The sequence below is a fragment of the Chitinophaga japonensis genome (genome assembly GCF_007830125.1).
GTDB classification, from domain to species: Bacteria; Bacteroidota; Bacteroidia; order Chitinophagales; family Chitinophagaceae; genus Chitinophaga; species Chitinophaga japonensis.
Map to the genome: position 1 here is coordinate 2,028,185 of NZ_VLLG01000002.1, position 16,719 is coordinate 2,044,903.

The 16,719-nt window shown below is 49.9% G+C and carries 8 protein-coding genes; 4 read left to right on the forward strand and 4 right to left on the reverse strand.

Features of this window, described 5'->3' with window-relative positions; translation table 11 throughout:
* Window positions 1-39: 39 nt before the first annotated feature.
* From LX66_RS08395 to LX66_RS08405, 3 genes are all read right to left on the reverse strand, one after another.
* Window positions 40-1,539: a RagB/SusD family nutrient uptake outer membrane protein gene (locus tag LX66_RS08395; protein WP_211366072.1), complete on the reverse strand. Its 1,500-nt coding sequence runs from the start codon at window positions 1,537-1,539 to the stop codon at window positions 40-42.
* Window positions 1,540-1,556: 17 nt separating this feature from the next.
* Window positions 1,557-4,793, reverse strand: coding sequence for a TonB-dependent receptor (locus LX66_RS08400; protein ID WP_158642574.1), 3,237 nt, complete (start codon window positions 4,791-4,793; stop codon window positions 1,557-1,559).
* Window positions 4,794-5,007: 214 nt separating this feature from the next.
* Window positions 5,008-6,069, reverse strand: coding sequence for a FecR family protein (locus LX66_RS08405; protein WP_145711746.1), 1,062 nt, complete (start codon window positions 6,067-6,069; stop codon window positions 5,008-5,010).
* A 291-nt stretch (window positions 6,070-6,360) separates the two neighbouring features.
* On the opposite strand from LX66_RS08405, the gene LX66_RS08410 reads away from it, so the two are divergent.
* Window positions 6,361-6,945: a dihydrofolate reductase family protein gene (locus LX66_RS08410; protein WP_145711749.1), complete on the forward strand. Its 585-nt coding sequence runs from the start codon at window positions 6,361-6,363 to the stop codon at window positions 6,943-6,945.
* Here LX66_RS08410 and LX66_RS08415 read toward each other — a convergent pair.
* On the reverse strand, window positions 6,902-7,471 hold the full coding sequence (locus LX66_RS08415; RefSeq protein ID WP_145711751.1) for an RNA polymerase sigma-70 factor: 570 nt from the start codon (window positions 7,469-7,471) through the stop codon (window positions 6,902-6,904). The genes LX66_RS08410 and LX66_RS08415 overlap by 44 nt on opposite strands.
* A gap of 190 nt (window positions 7,472-7,661) precedes the next feature.
* On the opposite strand from LX66_RS08415, the gene LX66_RS08420 reads away from it, so the two are divergent.
* The 3 genes from LX66_RS08420 to LX66_RS08430 all read left to right on the forward strand — a co-directional run bounded on the left by LX66_RS08420 (window position 7,662) and on the right by LX66_RS08430 (window position 16,705).
* Window positions 7,662-11,717, forward strand: coding sequence for a hybrid sensor histidine kinase/response regulator transcription factor (locus tag LX66_RS08420; RefSeq protein WP_158642575.1), 4,056 nt, complete (start codon window positions 7,662-7,664; stop codon window positions 11,715-11,717).
* Between the two features lie 274 nt (window positions 11,718-11,991).
* Window positions 11,992-15,099, forward strand: coding sequence for a SusC/RagA family TonB-linked outer membrane protein (locus tag LX66_RS08425; protein WP_244620337.1), 3,108 nt, complete (start codon window positions 11,992-11,994; stop codon window positions 15,097-15,099).
* Between the two features lie 28 nt (window positions 15,100-15,127).
* Window positions 15,128-16,705: a RagB/SusD family nutrient uptake outer membrane protein gene (locus LX66_RS08430; RefSeq protein WP_145711756.1), complete on the forward strand. Its 1,578-nt coding sequence runs from the start codon at window positions 15,128-15,130 to the stop codon at window positions 16,703-16,705.
* Window positions 16,706-16,719: the final 14 nt, after the last annotated feature.

A 16,719-nucleotide genomic window follows, 5' to 3' on the forward strand; every position in this document is an offset into this window, starting at 1 on the left:
TATTACGTGGTTGAATAAGGATTTGCCGCAATTATTGTGCTAATAACCATTGTTCTGCGTGAGTTTTCCGCTGCTGGCGTAGATCTCGCTCTGGGGCACGGGGAATACCTCGTGCTTGCCATCCACAAAGTCTTTGCCATGCGCTCTCAATACGGTGCCGGCGCGGCCCTGCCGTACCAGGTCGTAGAAGCGGTCATGCTCCATGGCCAGCTCCACCCGGCGTTCCTGCCAGATGGCGTTGCGCAGGTCCGCCTGGCTGGCGGCAGTGGTATTGGCCAGCCCGGCCCGTTGCCTTACGGCATTCAGGGCCGTTTGCGCTTTGGCGGTCTGTCCCAGCTCATTGGCTGCTTCCGCGTTCATCAGGTATATTTCTCCCATGCGCAACACGCGGATGTTCTTGTTTACCTTATCGTTATTATCCCCGTAAGACTCCATTGTTCTGCTCACGTAGGCTTTGTAGTTGTAACGTTTGCTAACAGCATTGATGATCACCACGCCGTCAAAAAGCGTATCGCCAATGCTCATGATAGTGGCATTCCTGCGCACATCGCCGGGCTCATAGGCATTGTAGAGGTCTTCGCTCACGGAGTTAAAGCCCCAGCCGGTGAGCACTACCGCACCGTCATTAAAAGTGCCGCCGCGTATGGATTGCACAACGGAATATTGCTGCACGGCGGCAAAAGGCACGGTACCTTTGCTTTGGATTTCGAACAGGGACTCGGGGCTGTTCTCTCCTACCTCCCGCCAGATGGTGGTGTAATCCGGTACCAGGGCATAGCTACCGTAGGCGCCGCTCATGATATTATCCGTAAGGGTCAGCACTGCATCCCATTTTTGCTGGTACAGGCTCACTTTTGCCAGCAGGGCGGCGGCGGCCCCTTTGGTAGCCCGGCCCAGGTCTTTGGGATCATACTGCTCCTTGTTGGGCAGCAGGGCCAGCGCCTCCTGCAGATCCCTTTCTATCAGGGCATACACTTCCGGTACCGGCCGGCGGTCGTTGATCTTTTCCAGGTCGGCCGGGTTGTTAGCATCGATCACGGTATCTACAATGGGCACTTCGCCAAAGGTCCTTACCATGTTGAAATAATAAAATGCGCGCAGGAACAGCGCCTCTCCCCGCAACCGGCTTTTCAGCGCGGCGGAAGTGTCAAATTGAGGCACGTTGGCCAGCGCCTGGTTGCAGCGGGAAATGCCCTGGGAATTGCTTTTCCACACGGTAGCGATGGAAGGCGTGGTGGCGGTATACGTGAAATTGTCCAACTGGTCCTTGTCCGTGCCCAGGTCGCCGGGCGCGCTGCCTTTGTCCGCATCGTCGGAAGTAATGCTGGTAACGCCGATCCAGGAAAAGCTGGACTGCTCCCAGGTGAGCAGTTGCGTATAGCAGGCATTCACAAATTTCTCTGCATTGGCCGGGTCCAGGAAAGTACTGTCTGTTGTAACCAGTTCGCCGGGCACTGCCGGGTTGAGCCAGCTTTTGCTGCAGGCGTTCAGTAACAGTAAGGCGCCTGCGCAGTATGTGATATATGATAATAGTTTCATCTTCATCTGCATTTTTTTTAGAAGGATACATTTACACCGAACATATAGGTAGTGCTCACAGGATAAATGCCCGTTTCAATACCGGCGCTCAGGCTGTTATTGCTATTGTTCAGCCCCGGCAGCTCGGGCGTGAAGCCGCTGTACTTTTTAGCGATGAACGGGTTTTGCGCGGAGGCGTACACCCGCAGGGCGCTGATGCCGATGTTCCATTGCTGTGCAGGCAGGCTATATCCCAGGGTGACGTTATTGATCCGGAAGAAATCGCCGGACTCCACGTAGTAAGTGGATGGCTTGGGGATGGTATTGGAAGCGCGGGGCTGGGTGCCGTTAATGTTATCCGGTGTCCAGCGGTTTTCCGCCCTGGCCGCTTCAATATTGTCATTACCGATACGGATGGCTTTTTTGCCGTTGTATATTTTGTTGCCGGTATTGCCGTAGCAGTCAACGGAAAAATCCAGTTGTTTCCAGTTAAAGCCCGCATTCAGGCCAAAATAGGTCCTGGGCTGGTAAGAGCCTACGAACATCCGGTCCAGGTCATTCAGCACGCCGTCATTGTTCACGTCCCGGTACTGGAAATCGCCCGGCTTGGAGCCGGTGATCTTTGCCTTGGTGGCATCCACTTCCTCCTGGGTTTTAAAGATGCCGGTTACCTCGTATACCCAGAAGCTGCCTACTTCCTCACCCTCCACGGTATTGGTCACCACTTCGCCGTTGCCCAGGCTGCCGCCTTTCAACTGCAGGGAGCCCTGTACCTTTTCTACATTATTCCTGTTGAAGGTAACATTGAAGCCGGCGTGATAGCTGAAGTTTTCGCTGGCCTGATCACTCCAGTTCAGGCTGATCTCCACGCCTTTGTTGCGCACATCCGCCGCACGGGAGAAAACATCATTACTCTTATCCCCCGCCAGCGCCACCAGGGTCACGGGGATGTATACATTGGACAGCTTGTTGTAATAGGTGACCTCGCCGCTCAGCCTTTGCCGCAGCATGGTAAATTCCAGGCCGGCATCTATTCCTTTTGTTTCTTCCCAGGAAACCGTGGCATCCCTTAACTCTACAATGGAAATACCCGGCACAATGGGGTAGCCGTTTCCGCCAAACCAGTAATTGTCCAGTTGTGATACCGGGCTTAAGCTGGCTACCGGTGATGGCACCCGGTCATTCCCCAGCTTGCCGTAGCCGGCGCGTATTCTCAGCTCGTCAAACAGTTTTTGATTTTGCATGAACCTTTCGCGGGAGACTACCCAGGAGCCGCCGATGGAGTAGAAGGTCCCCCATTTGTTATTGACCGGGAAATTGCTGGAGCCGTCGCGGCGCAGCACGCCGCTCAGGTTGTATTTATTATCGAAGGTGTAGGTGAGGCGGCTGTACAGGCTGGCCCTTTGTACCAGTGTGCCATCGTTCTCTACCAGTTGCACAGAAGTGGGATCTGCATATTCCATGTACCACAGGTTGGATTGCGGCGGCACATTGTTGCCACGTACAATCAGCCGGCTGCTGGTGTTGCGCTCGGCGGAATACCCCAGGGTAGCGATGATCTCGTGCCTGCCGGCCAGGGTGCGGTGATAGGTAGCATTGTTATCGAAGTTATAATAGAACGACTTGCCGTCTTCCACTTCCAGGCTGGAAATATTATCTGTACCTATGCTGATGGGGTCATAGGCGTAATTATAATTCAGGTTATCGTAATTGCTCCGGTTGAAGCTGAAGCTGCTGCGTATGGAAAGATGCTTCACCGGTTTCAGCAGGGCATATACATCGCCCTGCAAACGAATTCTTTTATTGGTATGGTCCTGCTGCTCATTGGCCTTTACCGGGTTGGCCACGCTCAGGCCCTCCAGCAACCCGTAATCCCCGTTCGGGAACCTTACCGGGGTGGTGGGTGCATTGCGGTAAGCGTCATTAAAAGGACTGGGCTTGTTTTTGGAGCGGGTAACGCTCATGTTCAGGTTATGCCCGAATTCCAGGAATGGCGCTATTTTATAGGCATTGTTCAGCCGGAAATTGGCCCGTTCATAGTTTTCGTTCCTTACAATGCCATCGTCACTGAAGTAGCCGGCGCTGAAGTAATAGGTGGTCTTTTCGGAGCCGCCGCTCATGGATACGTTGTAGTTCTGCAGCAGCCCGGCGCGGGTCACTTCGTCAAACCAGTCGGTATTATATTCCAGCGCATCCAGGTCCGGGAACATGGGCTCCTGGTTGTCATAGCCCCTGGCTTCATTGGTGTATTGGGCATAGGTGCGGGCATCGGCCATTTTAACCTTGGAGGTCATGGATCGTATGCCGGTATAAGCGTTCAGGTCTACCCTCAGCCGGCCGGTTGTTCCTTTCTTGGTGGTGATGAGGATCACGCCGTTGGCCGCCCGCGATCCGTAAATGGCCTGGGAGGCGGCATCCTTCAGCACTTCCACGGATGCAATGTCCATGGTGTTGATGCTGGTGATGTTGTCCGTGATCACGCCGTCCACCACGTATACCGGGTTGGCATCGCCGGAAACGGTGTTGGTGCCCCTGATCCTGACCTGCGGTTGCGAGCCGGGATCGCCGGGCGCAATGATCTGTATGCCGGAGGCCTTGCCCTGCAGGGCCTGTGAGGCGGTGAGCACCGGCTGCTTCGCCAGCTCTTTTCCGTCTACCTTCGCTACGGAGCCTACTACCTGGCTTCTGCGCAGGGTGCCGTAACCTACTACCACCGCTTCATCCAGGCTGGTGGCGGAAGGCTGCAGGGTAACATTAATGGAGGTGCGGCCGCCCACGGTTTCCTCCTGGGTGGCAAATCCCACGTAGCTGAACACCAGCACGGCGCCGTCCGGCACGGTAATGGCGTAGCTGCCGTCATCGCCCGTGGTGGTGCCCATGTTGCTGCCTTTAATGGCGATGGTTACGCCCGGCAGGGGTGTACCGGCGGCATCGGTAACCCGGCCGGTCACCCGCACTTCCTGGATATCCGCGGCGGTGGCGGCTTCTTTCAGCACCACCAGGTTGGTGTTCAGCACCTTGTAGGCGATACCGGTATTGTGCAGCGCCTGGCCCAATGCTTCGTTAATGTCGGCGTTCTCCACGTTTATGCTTACAGGCGGTTTCCCTTTGATCATGGCTTCATCAAAGAGGAAACGGTAGCTGCTTTTCTTTTCGATGGCGAACAGCACTTTCCTGATGTCCGATGTTTCCATTTTCAGGGTGATCTTACCCTGGGAAAAAGTGTTGGCTGCAACTTGCAGACAGGCGGTCAGCAAGACTAGCGTCAGTTTCATAACAAGTAGAATCTTTAACGGTCCCGGGCATGCAGAAAGAACACCCCCGTTTTCAATTTTTTTCATACTTTCAATTGAAGGTTAATAATGAAAATCCTCCCTCTCCGGAGTTTGTACCAGTAATTATTGGCCCGGCGGGATTCCGCGGCAACGGAGTCCCGCTTTTGCATCCGGGCCATCACGATGTGTTATAAAGCATCATAACGTATAGGCATTAACGGTAAATAACTATTTTGTCCCCTGTTTTCTTAAACCTGAAAGGTGTGGTGATGGTGAGCGCTTCGATGGCCTGTTCTATTGTTTCCTGTTCAAAGCTGCCGCTGAGCCTTTTTTCCTGTAGCTGCGGGTCTGTAATATCAATGGTGACCCCGTACCATCTTTCCATCCTGGCGGCCAGTTCCCTGAAAGATTCATCGCGGAATACCAGCTTGTTGTGCATCCATTGTGTTTCATCCAGCGTACTGTCTGCCGGGTTATAAGCCAGTTTGTTGACGGCTACCAGGGTTTGCCTGCCGGCGCCGGCAGGCGGGATTGTCTCCAGGCGGGTAATGCCATTGTCCACTACCAGTTTTTCATCGGGCTGCAAGGTGATCCTGTCCTTAGCCCTGTTTTTGATGGTAACGGCTATGCTGCCGCGGATCAGGCTGGCCGCCGTGCTTTTGTCATCCGGGTAGGCCTTTACGTTGAAGGCGGTGCCCAGCACGGTGATGTCCATTACGGCAGTATGCACAATGAAAGGCTTGTCCGCCAATTCCGCCACGTCAAAGAAAGCTTCCCCGGTAAGCCTGACCTCCCGTTTTTCCTTCCCGTATTCCTCGTTATAGGTCAGCCGGCTGCTGGCATTGAGCCATACGCGGGTGCCATCCGGCAGCTTAACGGCGGAACGGGCTTTGGGTGGCGTTACCATTTCATTGGTGGCCAGGGTTTCGGGCGCCGGCTGCCGGAGCAGGAGGACGCCCCCGTAAATGGCCACCGCTACCAGCAGGGTGGCTGCAGGTATCCATATCCATTTTTTCCTGCGCCGGGCGGGTAAGTCGGCAGCCGGTGTTTCAACCAGGCCGCGCAATTGCATTTTTACCAGTTGGGCGGCAAAAGCAGCTTCTGCGGCATGGGTATGTTCAGGGGAGGGGGCCGGTGGCCCGGTAAGCAGGAGGTCGGCCATTTTCTGCCATTCCGGGCGCGTTTTCAGCAGTTGCTCCAGCTCTTCCAGCTCCTGGATGGTGGCCTCCCCGGCTATTTTCCTGTTCAATAGTTTTAAAAATCGTTCTTCAGACATCGTGGTTTTCCAGGCAGGAAATATCCCCCTGTAATAGTAAGGACAGGAAAATGGTGCGTTACCACCGGTCGGGGAGAAAAAAAATTAATAATTAACGTGTTGCGCTATTAAAAAGATAAAGCATGTTTGATCTTTGAAATTTTGAGTCCATTTTTGAATAGCTGCCGGTTGCTATCCGGCCGTTTGGGCGCCTTGACCCAAACAGCGAAAGATTATTGTATATATTTATGAGACGTGGCGAAACCAGGACAGTAAACAATTATACTTTGACAGACTTAAACACATTAAAACATGAGAAAGCTGATAATGTGGAATATCATCACCCTTGACGGTTATTTTGAAGGAAATCAAAATTGGGACTTGTCTCTTCATAGTGCCATTTGGGGAGAAGAACTTCACAAACTAAGTATTGAACAATTACATTCAGCGGACTATCTTGTTTTTGGACGTGTAACGTATGAAGGTATGGCAGCTCATTGGACAAAGGCCGAAGGAGAAATAGCCGACCTCATGAACAAAATACCCAAGATAGTTTTTTCCAGCACATTGCAGTCGGCAGACTGGAATAATACTACTTTAATAAAGGGAAAAGCTGCTGCTGAGATCCGAAAACTGAAAGAACAGGGCGGCAGAGACATGTATGTATTCGGCAGTGCAAACCTCTCCGAGACTTTTGTAAACGATAATCTCTTCGATGAATACCGCATCGGGATTGCACCGGTTATATTAGGTAGCGGGCGACCGCTATTCAGGCAAGGTCTTTCCTCCCAAAATTTGTCTCTTGTTTCCTCACAACAGCTTTTAACGGGTGGTGTAGTTTTAAAATACATTACTAATTATTATGGGGGTGCAGGTAAAAGCGGAGCGCCTGGCTGATCTTTTTGAGGGCGGTGGTCATATGCCCCTCTACGGTGTTGATGGAAATATGGAGGATCTCTGCTACCTCCCTGTAGCTGCAGCCGTCTTCCTTAATGAGCTTGTACACCAGTTGGCATTTGTTGGGCAATGCTTTTACGGCCAGTGCAATTTTCCGCTGCAGCTCTGCCTGCAGGAAGGTTTGCTCCGGGTCCATTTCATAGGGAAGGTTCAGGTCAATGGATTCAATATCAATCGTATTTACTTTATAATATTTAGCGATATAGTTGAGGGAGGCATGCTTTACACTGATAAAAAGGTAGACCTGCAGGTTTTCAATATTATTCAAAGCCGGCCCCAGTTCCCATATTTTCAGCATAATGTCGGAGTAGATCTCTTCGGCGGACTCATTGGACTTTACGATAGCTGCCGCAAAGCGGGTAAGCGGCCGGTGAAAGTGCCGGAACAGCTTGCCGTAGGATTCAATGTCCCTGGCGGTGGCCACATTCCGCTGTAATTGGATAATATCAATGAAGCACTCACTCATAAACGTGGAAGTGAAAATAAAAATAAGTATTAAATGTGGAACCGGGATCGAAAATAAACATAGATCGATTTTTTATACAATTCCCTATTAATCACTTATTTTGTAGGAAATAGGACGGGATGGCTGTGCCGCATAGTGCAGGTTTCCCTGGGTTAAACACGTTGTGATGCGTTTTTTTATTTGGATTGTTATGCTGTTGCAATCGCTTCCGGCTTTTGCGCAAAGCAAGTATTATAATTTTTCCAAGCTTAATACTTATACAGGTCTTTCACACAACCGGGTCAATGCCATACTAAAAGATCCCAACGGCTTCTTATGGTTCGGCACCTTGTCTGGCCTTAACCGGTATGACGGTTATTCGTGCAAGGTATTTCGTAAAAAACATAATGACAGCGCTTCCCTCCCGGATAATAATGTCCTGGCATTATACGAGCTCCCTGATGGAAAGATGTGGGTGACGACAATAGGGGGATATTGTATCTATAACCCGGACACAGAAAAATTTGATGCCGATTATGATAGCTATTTGCACTCGCTTGGTTTGCCTTCCGGTATGATCTCGGGTATTGTAAAAGGAAACAACGGCAGGTACTGGTTCCTTTACGACGACAAGGGGGCATATTTGTATTCCGTTACTGAAAAAGAGGCCAGGCCACTCCATACGGGGCAGCATCCGGGAAGAATTACCTCCCTTAATGAAACACAGGATGAAAAGCTATGGTTGGTGTATCAAAACGGCTTTCTGCAGGAATATGACATAAAAACCGGGAAAGTTATTTTCTCCAGCACTGCCTTACAAAGACAAAATAAGGGAGACAATCACAACAGTCTTTTTATAGATAGTGATGGAGATGTCTGGATATGGTGTTATACCTACGGCGCTTTTCTTTTTCAACCGCAGGATAGTACGCTCCGGCGGTTCGATGAAAATTCGTTTCCGTCCAGGTTGAGCTCATACGTGGTAAGCCGGATCGTCCAGGATAGCAGTGGCCTGATCTGGGTAGGAACGGACCATGGCGGAGTGACGCTGATCGACAAGAAAAAAAATTTCAAAACCAGTTACCTGCTGAATGATCCCAAAGAGCCCAAAAGCCTTAGCCAGAACACCATCACTACCCTGTACATGGATGATAACGGGATTATGTGGCTGGGCACCTACAAGCAGGGCGTAAATTATTTAAACAGCAACATCGTACAATTCCCGCATTACTATCACCAGGAATTGAATACCGGGAGCCTGCAATATGATGATGTAAACTGCTTTGCTGAAGACAAGTCAGGTAATATCTGGATTGGCTCCAATGGCGGCGGGTTAATTTATTTTGACCGGAAGAATAATGTCTTCAAACAATACCTGCACGATGACAACAATAAAAACAGCCTGAGTAATAACGTAATTGTAAGCCTGTGGATCGATCACAGCGGCGTGCTCTGGATTGGCACTTACATGGGCGGTCTTGATCGTTTTGACGGAAAGCAATTCACGCATTACAGGCATGATGATAAGGATACTTCCAGCCTGGCAGATGACAGGGTGTGGGAGCTGTTTGAAGACAGGGACGAGCATTTATGGGTAGGCACGCTGGGCGGCGGCCTGGACCGTTTTGACAAAAAGAAAAGCCGGTTTAACCACTATAAGGGCAGGCCGGGCGATTATATTGCTGCGATCATACAGGATAAAAAAGGCAATTTGTGGATTGGATCAAATGCCGGGGTAGCCGTTTTTGAAAAGCATAATACCTCCCCGGTCTTATACCAGCATACAAAGGACAAGAACAGCTTAAGCAATAATAATGTCATCTGTCTTGTAGAAGACAGCAAGGGGCGGATCTGGGTGGGAACCCGGGAAGGTTTGAACCTGTTTAATGACCGGGAGAAAAATTTCCAGGTATTCACTATCGCTGATGGCTTGCCCGATAACCTGATATTGAATATTCTTGAAGACAATCATCAAACGCTTTGGCTGTCCACGCCTAACGGGTTGTGTAACGCCATCCCGGAACAGAAAGGAAACCGGCTTAGCTTTTCCGTTACTACTTACGATGAGATGAACAACCTGCAGAGCCGGGAATTCAATGATAATGCCGCGCTCAGAACAAGGGCGGGCGAATTGATATTCGGCGGGCCTTCCGGTTTTAATATCATTGATCCGGATAAAATAAAAAAGCCCGTTCACCATCCTGAAATTGTTTTCACCGGGCTGCAGATCCTGAATGAAGATGTTGAGCCGGGAGCATGGATCAATAACCGGGTGCTCCTGGAAAAATCTTTGCCGCGGCTGCAACGCATTGACCTGCAATACCGGGAGAATGTTTTCTCTATTGAATTTGCCTCGCTCGATTTTGCCCACAGCGCCCGTGATAGATATGCGTACATGCTGGAAGGCTTTAACACAGGCTGGTTGTATGCCAACGGCAACCAGAGAAGGGCCACTTATACCAATCTTAACCCCGGCCATTATGTTTTTAAAGTAAAAGTTTTGAACAGGGATGGCTCCTGGAGCGGAGTTAAAACCTTGCAGGTCAATATTGAGCCGCCATTCTGGCGAACACCTATTGCATATGTGATTTATGCTTTGATTGCTGCAGGGCTGTTCTTACTTGCCCGGCGCATTACTTTAGACAGAATACGTATGCGCTTTGAGGTGCAGCAACAACGCAGGGAAGCCGAAAGGGCGCATGTATTGGAACAATTGAAGACAAAATTCTTTACTAATGTGAGCCATGAGCTTCGTACCCCATTAAGCCTGATCATTGCTCCGCTGGACAGGATGATCAGGCAAATTACCGATGAGGAGCAGAAAAAGCAGCTTAGCCTGATGCAGCGCAATACGAAACGCTTATTGAACCTCGTGAATCAATTGCTCGATTTCAGGAAGATGGAGGTGCAGGAAGTAAAGCTGCATCCCTCGATAGGCGATATTATTAGGTTTAGCAGGGACATTAGCCACACTTTTGAGGATATTGCGGAAAAGAAGCATATCCGGTTTTCATTTTCATCTGACATTGACCGCCTGGAAATTTATTTTGACAAGGATAAGGTGGAAAAGATCTTATTCAACCTGCTTTCCAATGCGTTTAAATATACCCATGACAACGGCATGGTGGGCATTCATCTTACATATAACCCGCCGGTAAATGATGAAGCGGATGGAACGCTGGCCATTGAAGTCAAGGACACAGGCATTGGAATTCCCGCCGATCAGCATGAAAAGATATTTGAACGGTTCTTTCAAACGGATGTGCCCGAAAGCATGGTAAACCAGGGAACCGGCATTGGCCTGGCCATCACAAAAGAATTTGTAAGGCTGCATAACGGTATCATCACCGTAAAAAGCGAGCCGGAACAGGGGGCCTGCTTTACAGTGCTGCTTCCGGCAAAGAAAGTGTATGAGCCTTCCGCCAGGGCTGCCGCCAGCATAGCACCGGCAGAGGGCGCCGCACCAACTGAGTTGCCGGAAAGCCGGAAAGCCGGTAAGAGGAAAACGATCGTCCTGGTGGAAGACAACGAGGATCTGCGCTTTTATTTAAAGGACAACCTGAAAGAACAATACCATGTTGAAGAAGCTGCAAACGGAAAGGAAGGTTGGGAGAAGATAAAACAGTTGAACCCGGACCTGGTTGTGAGCGACATCATGATGCCCCTAATGGACGGGGTTGAACTGACCTGGAAAATTAAGAACGAAACGCTTACCGCCCATATTCCCGTCATTCTCCTGACCGCTATGGGAAGCGAAGAGAAACAACTGGAGGGGTTGAAAGCGGGGGTAAACGACTATATCACCAAACCTTTCACTTTTGAGATACTGGCTTCCCGGATCAGGAACCTGTTGGCACAGCAAAAATTGCTGCAGAAAAGGTTCCAGATGCAAATTGAGGTGAACCCGGGAGAAGTAACCATCACGCCCGTAGACGAAAAGTTCCTGAAACAGGCCCTGGAAATTGTGGAAAAGAACATGGATAACCCGGCGTTTTCGGTAGAGGACCTGAGCCGGGAAATGTACATGAGCCGCGTTACCTTATATAGAAAGATCCTTTCGCTTACCGGGAGGTCGCCCCTGGAGTTCATCCGCTCCATCCGGCTGAAAAGAGCGGCCCAGTTATTAGATAAAAGTGGAATGTCTGTTGCCGAAATTGCCTACGAGGTAGGATTCAATAACCCCAAGATCTTCACCAGGTTCTTCAAGGAAGAATTCGGAATGCCGCCCTCGCAATATGTGGCAAACCGGAAAGACAAAGGGGTGTAAAGACCTTTTTACCCCGGAACCTTGTTGAATACCAGTTGTTTGTAACAATCGTACCCCTAGTTTGAAACATTCAGCCCCCCGGTTTTAAATAACATGGCAATAGTTTTACAGCACTTAATCCACGTATATGAAACTACAATTGCCGCTGTTTGGCCTGCGGTCCGCTGCGCCACCCTATGCCTTAATGGCAGATTTACCTGACTGTATAACAGTCCCATCACGAAAGCAACCAACCAAAACTGTTCGTACCGGATTCTTGCTGCTATGGGGTATTTTGTCTGTCTTTATCCCGGGCGCCAACACCTTTGCCCAGACGGGAAAGATCAGCGGTACGGTTCTCAGCCAGCAGGCCGCCACCCCGATTCCCGGGGCATCGGTAATGGTAAAAAATACCAATCGCTTCACTATTGCCGATGAAACCGGGAAATTTTCCATTGCCGCTTCAACCGGCGATGTGCTGGTAGTGACCATGATAGGATATCTCAGGAAGGAGGTAGTTGTAGGGGCAAACAGCGCCATTCAAATAAGCCTGGCGGAAAGTGTTGCTCAACTGGAAGATGTGGTGGTGATTGGCTATGGCAAAACAAAACGGAAGGACGTTACCGGCGCCATATCCTCCGTTACGGGCGATGAGCTCCGGAAAACACAGCCCGTTACCCTGGACCAGGCCTTACAGGGCAAGGTGCCGGGCTTAGTGGCTCAACAAATATCAGGTCAACCAGGTGGAGCCGTGTCTGTACAGATCCGCGGCCTGTCCTCTTTTGGTGGAAGCGCGCCTATGTACGTAATTGATGGGGTTATTATTGGCGGCACCGCCACATTGGGTACCGGCGTTAATCCGCTGGCGGGTCTCAATCCTGCTGAAATTGAGTCCATTGATGTGCTGAAAGACGCATCTGCAACGGCGATCTATGGTTCCCAGGCAACAAATGGCGTAATAGTAATAACCACCAGGAGAGGACAGGTGGCTCCACCGAGCATTACCTATGACATGTATGCTGGCTACCAGCAAATACCTAAAAAGTTGCCGGTGATGAATTTAAGGGAGTATGCAGCTTTTATCAATGAAAGAAATACCGGGTTAGGCTGGGGATTTGATACGCGGCCCGAATTCGTAAATCCCAGCTACCTGGGTGAAGGCACCGACTGGCAGAAAGAGCTTTTCAGAAATGCGCCGATGTACAACCATACGCTGAGCGTAAACGGGGGAGATACCAGAACACAGTACCTGCTGTCCGGCTCTTATTTTAAACAGGAAGGTATTGCCCTCGGGTCCGACTTTCGCAGGATCTCGCTAAGGCTGAACCTGGACAATAAAACCACCAATTGGTTAAAGATCGGCACCAGCCTGCAACTTGTTAATATCAAGGAAAATGTAAATTCAACAAGCTCTAATGTAATCAATACGGCATTAAGCCAGACGCCGGATATAGCGGTAAAAAACGAGGACGGAAGCTGGGGAGGGGCCTATAACCCGAATGGCTGGGTGAATAGTACGGTGAACCCGTATGCGATAGCCCTTATTAATAAAGACCAGGTAAAAAGGAACCAGCTTTTTGGGAACGCCTATGCGGAAATCTTCTTTACAAAGGATCTTACCCTCCGGAATGAAGCGACCATGACCTATTCCATGGCAACGGAAGACCGGTTTAACCCTTCCTATACATTTGGTCTTGTAAAGAACAACAATAACAGTGCGTCTTATAATTTTTCAGAAACCGTATTTACAACCATAAGGAACTTTTTGACCTATTCACATTTGTTTAAAAACAAGTACAATGCAAATGTGCTGTTAGGACATGAAGCGCAATTGAACACTAATGAAAGTTCCACTGCAGGCCGAACGAATTTTCCTTCCAACAATGTGCAGGTAATCAGCAGCGGTGATCCTACTACCGCCACCAATGCCGGGACCAAAGGGCAAAGCGCCCAGGAATCATATTTTGGCCGTATAAACCTCGGCATCAATGATAAATACCTGTTTACCGCCAATGTCCGGGCAGACGGGTCTTCAAAATTTGCTCCTGAAAACCGCTGGGTAACAACCTACTCGGGAGCATTTGCCTGGAAATTAAATAACGAAAAACTGCTGCAGCCCGTTAAAGCGATCAACGAATTAAAGCTGCGGCTGGGTTATGGTTTAACGAATAACCAGAACATCCGGGACTATGCCTATACATCCACCCTGGGCACGGTTGCTACCGGGCTGACGGGCATTGCACAGCTTACCCTGAACGTGGGGAACCCTTATGTGCAGTGGGAGAAAACAAAGTACGCAAACATAGGGCTGGATGGCACGCTTTTTAACTGGAGGCTGAATTTCTCCGTAGATTTTTACAATCGCAGGACCGATGGTCTCGTAATGCAGATCCCTTTGCCATTGTATTCCGGTACGGCTATCGGCTGGGCGCCGGGCTCGCTGGATGCCCCGTACGTCAACATCGGGTCAGTTAATAACAAGGGTTTTGACTTTAGGATCAGTGCTACCAATATTAAAAGCAAAAACTTTACCTGGAAAACGGACGTAACAGTTTCCCGCAATATTAACGAAGTGCTGAAGCTCAATACGGATGGCGCTTCACTGGACAGGCAGTACAGCAAAACGGTAGTGGGCAGGTCTATTGGCGAGTTTTACGGGTATGTTATAGACGGAGGTGTATTTGCCACGAAAGAAGATTTTAAGACCCATGCATTGCCCACAAAAAATGGCGTGCCGCTGCCGGTAGGGGCTGCCGGGGGCAGTATCTGGTATGGCGACCTGAAGTTTAAAGACTTTAACGGGGATGGCGTTATTAATGAGCATGATCAAACGTTTCTCGGTTCTCCCATCCCTAAGTACCAGTTGGGTTTAAACAACACCTTCTCGTACAAGAATTTCGATCTGAATCTGTTTTTTACGGCCAACATCGGTAATAAAGTATTCAACCAGCTTCGGGTAAACGGGGAATACCCGGGAACAAGCTTTGGGTATCTCCGGTCACTCATGAACTACGCAAAACTGACGCTGATTGACCCGAATGGATCTGCTACGGATATTGACAATGTACAGGTGACCAACCCGGACACCAGGATTGTGGGAATTAGAAATGATAATACCAATGATAATAACCGGAACTCCGACAAGTTCGTGGAAAATGGGAGCTTTTTGCGCTGTAAGACGATCTCTTTAGGATATGCCCTCCCTGAAAAGCTGATTGCCAGGGCCAACATTAAATATCTGAGGGTTTACTTCAATGTTTCAAATGCTTTCATCATTACAAATTACAAGGGCATGGACCCCGAGATCGGGTCATGGGACCCCTTGACCGCCGGCGTTGACGGAGGTTATTATCCACAGCCCCGGGTGTTTACCCTGGGTGCTAACATCAAATTGGGCAAATAAAATATTCATCTGTTTAATATAAATAGTTATGAAACCAATATTGGCGAAAACAATCGCTTTCCTGTTAATGGTGATGGTGATGGCAGGGTGCTCCAAAAGTTTCCTGGATCGTCCGCCCCTGTCGCAGATAAGCGCTGATAATTTTTACCAGACGCCCGAAGATCTCAGGTTGGCTACTGCTGCGTTGTATGCCGGCAGCCCCTGGGGAGATTGGAACTATACCTGTTATTTACCGGTTGGTGAAGTGCTTAGCGGGAACATGGCGGTTGGCTACTGGGGAGATGCCGTGCAGTTGAATACGTTTACCGTTACGGGCCTGAACGGGATCATGGTGGCCAATTGGAAAGCGATGTATAACATCATTGCACATTGCAATGTCACCATTCAGGCCATCACGCAAAAGGCGGCTAATACGATTCCAGATAAGGATAAGCAGGCTGCTATTGCGGAGGCGCGGTTTATACGCGGGTTTGCCTATTATAACCTCGCGGTGTTGTGGGGGGCCGTACCCATCATTGAAGACAACAGCAAGCTGGTAATATCTCCGCTGCTCAACCGCATAAAAACGGAAGACGTATTTAAATTCACTATCAATGACCTGACCTTTGCCGCTGAAAATCTTCCCGCTGCCGATGCCGCCGGCAGGGTGACGACCTGGTCCGCACAGGGTATGCTAAGCAAGGTGTACCTGACGGTAGCCGGGTTAAACCAGCAGGGAGGCGCCAGGGACCAGGCTTACCTGGACAGTGCAAGAAAATATGCGGGAAATGTGTGTAAGAACAGCGGACTGGCGCTGTTAGCTAATTATGCGGACCTTTTTAAGACGCAGTTTAACGATAACCCGGAATCATTGTTTGCATTGCAATGGGCTCCGGGCGCTGCCTGGCTGGAAGGTAATATGCTGCAGATCTACTCTCCGGGAGGTACGGAAATATCTGCGAATGGCCAGGCCGGCTGGTTTAATATTGGTCCAACCGTAGATATGTACCAGCTCTACACCACGGCGGATTCTGTAAGGCGTAAGGCCACCTTTATGATCAATGGTGATTACTACCCGGAGTTGAACGCAGCGGGCGGAGGGTATACCTTTACGGGGGACTGTGGATTGAAGAAGCATATTATCGGTACGAACAAGGATAATAATGCGCCTACTATGACCCAAACCTCCTCTACAGAGCATAATGCTTTATTAAGGCTGGCGGACGTTTACCTCATTTATGCGGAAGCAATACTGGGGAACAGCGGCGCTACCAGCGACGGCGAAGCGCTGCTTTACTTTAACAAGGTCCGGGAAAGGGCTGGCATTGCTCCGGCCACTATGATAGATGCCGATACCCTGCTGAATGAAAGAAGGATTGAGCTGGCAGGAGAGGGGCAGTACTGGATAGACCTGGTGAGGTTATCTTATTACAACCCGGCCAAGGCAATCAGCAAATTAAACGGGGAACAACGTGTGACGTTTACCCTCCCGGATGGCGTTTTAACGCCCGCCGCCCCGTATGGTGTTATTACGCCTGCAACTATTCAAAGTTTCACGTTCCCGATACCTTCTGCTGAAATTACCGCCAACCCGAAATTGATGGAGCCTCCGGCATCCTATTATTAAGAACCGCTAAAAAT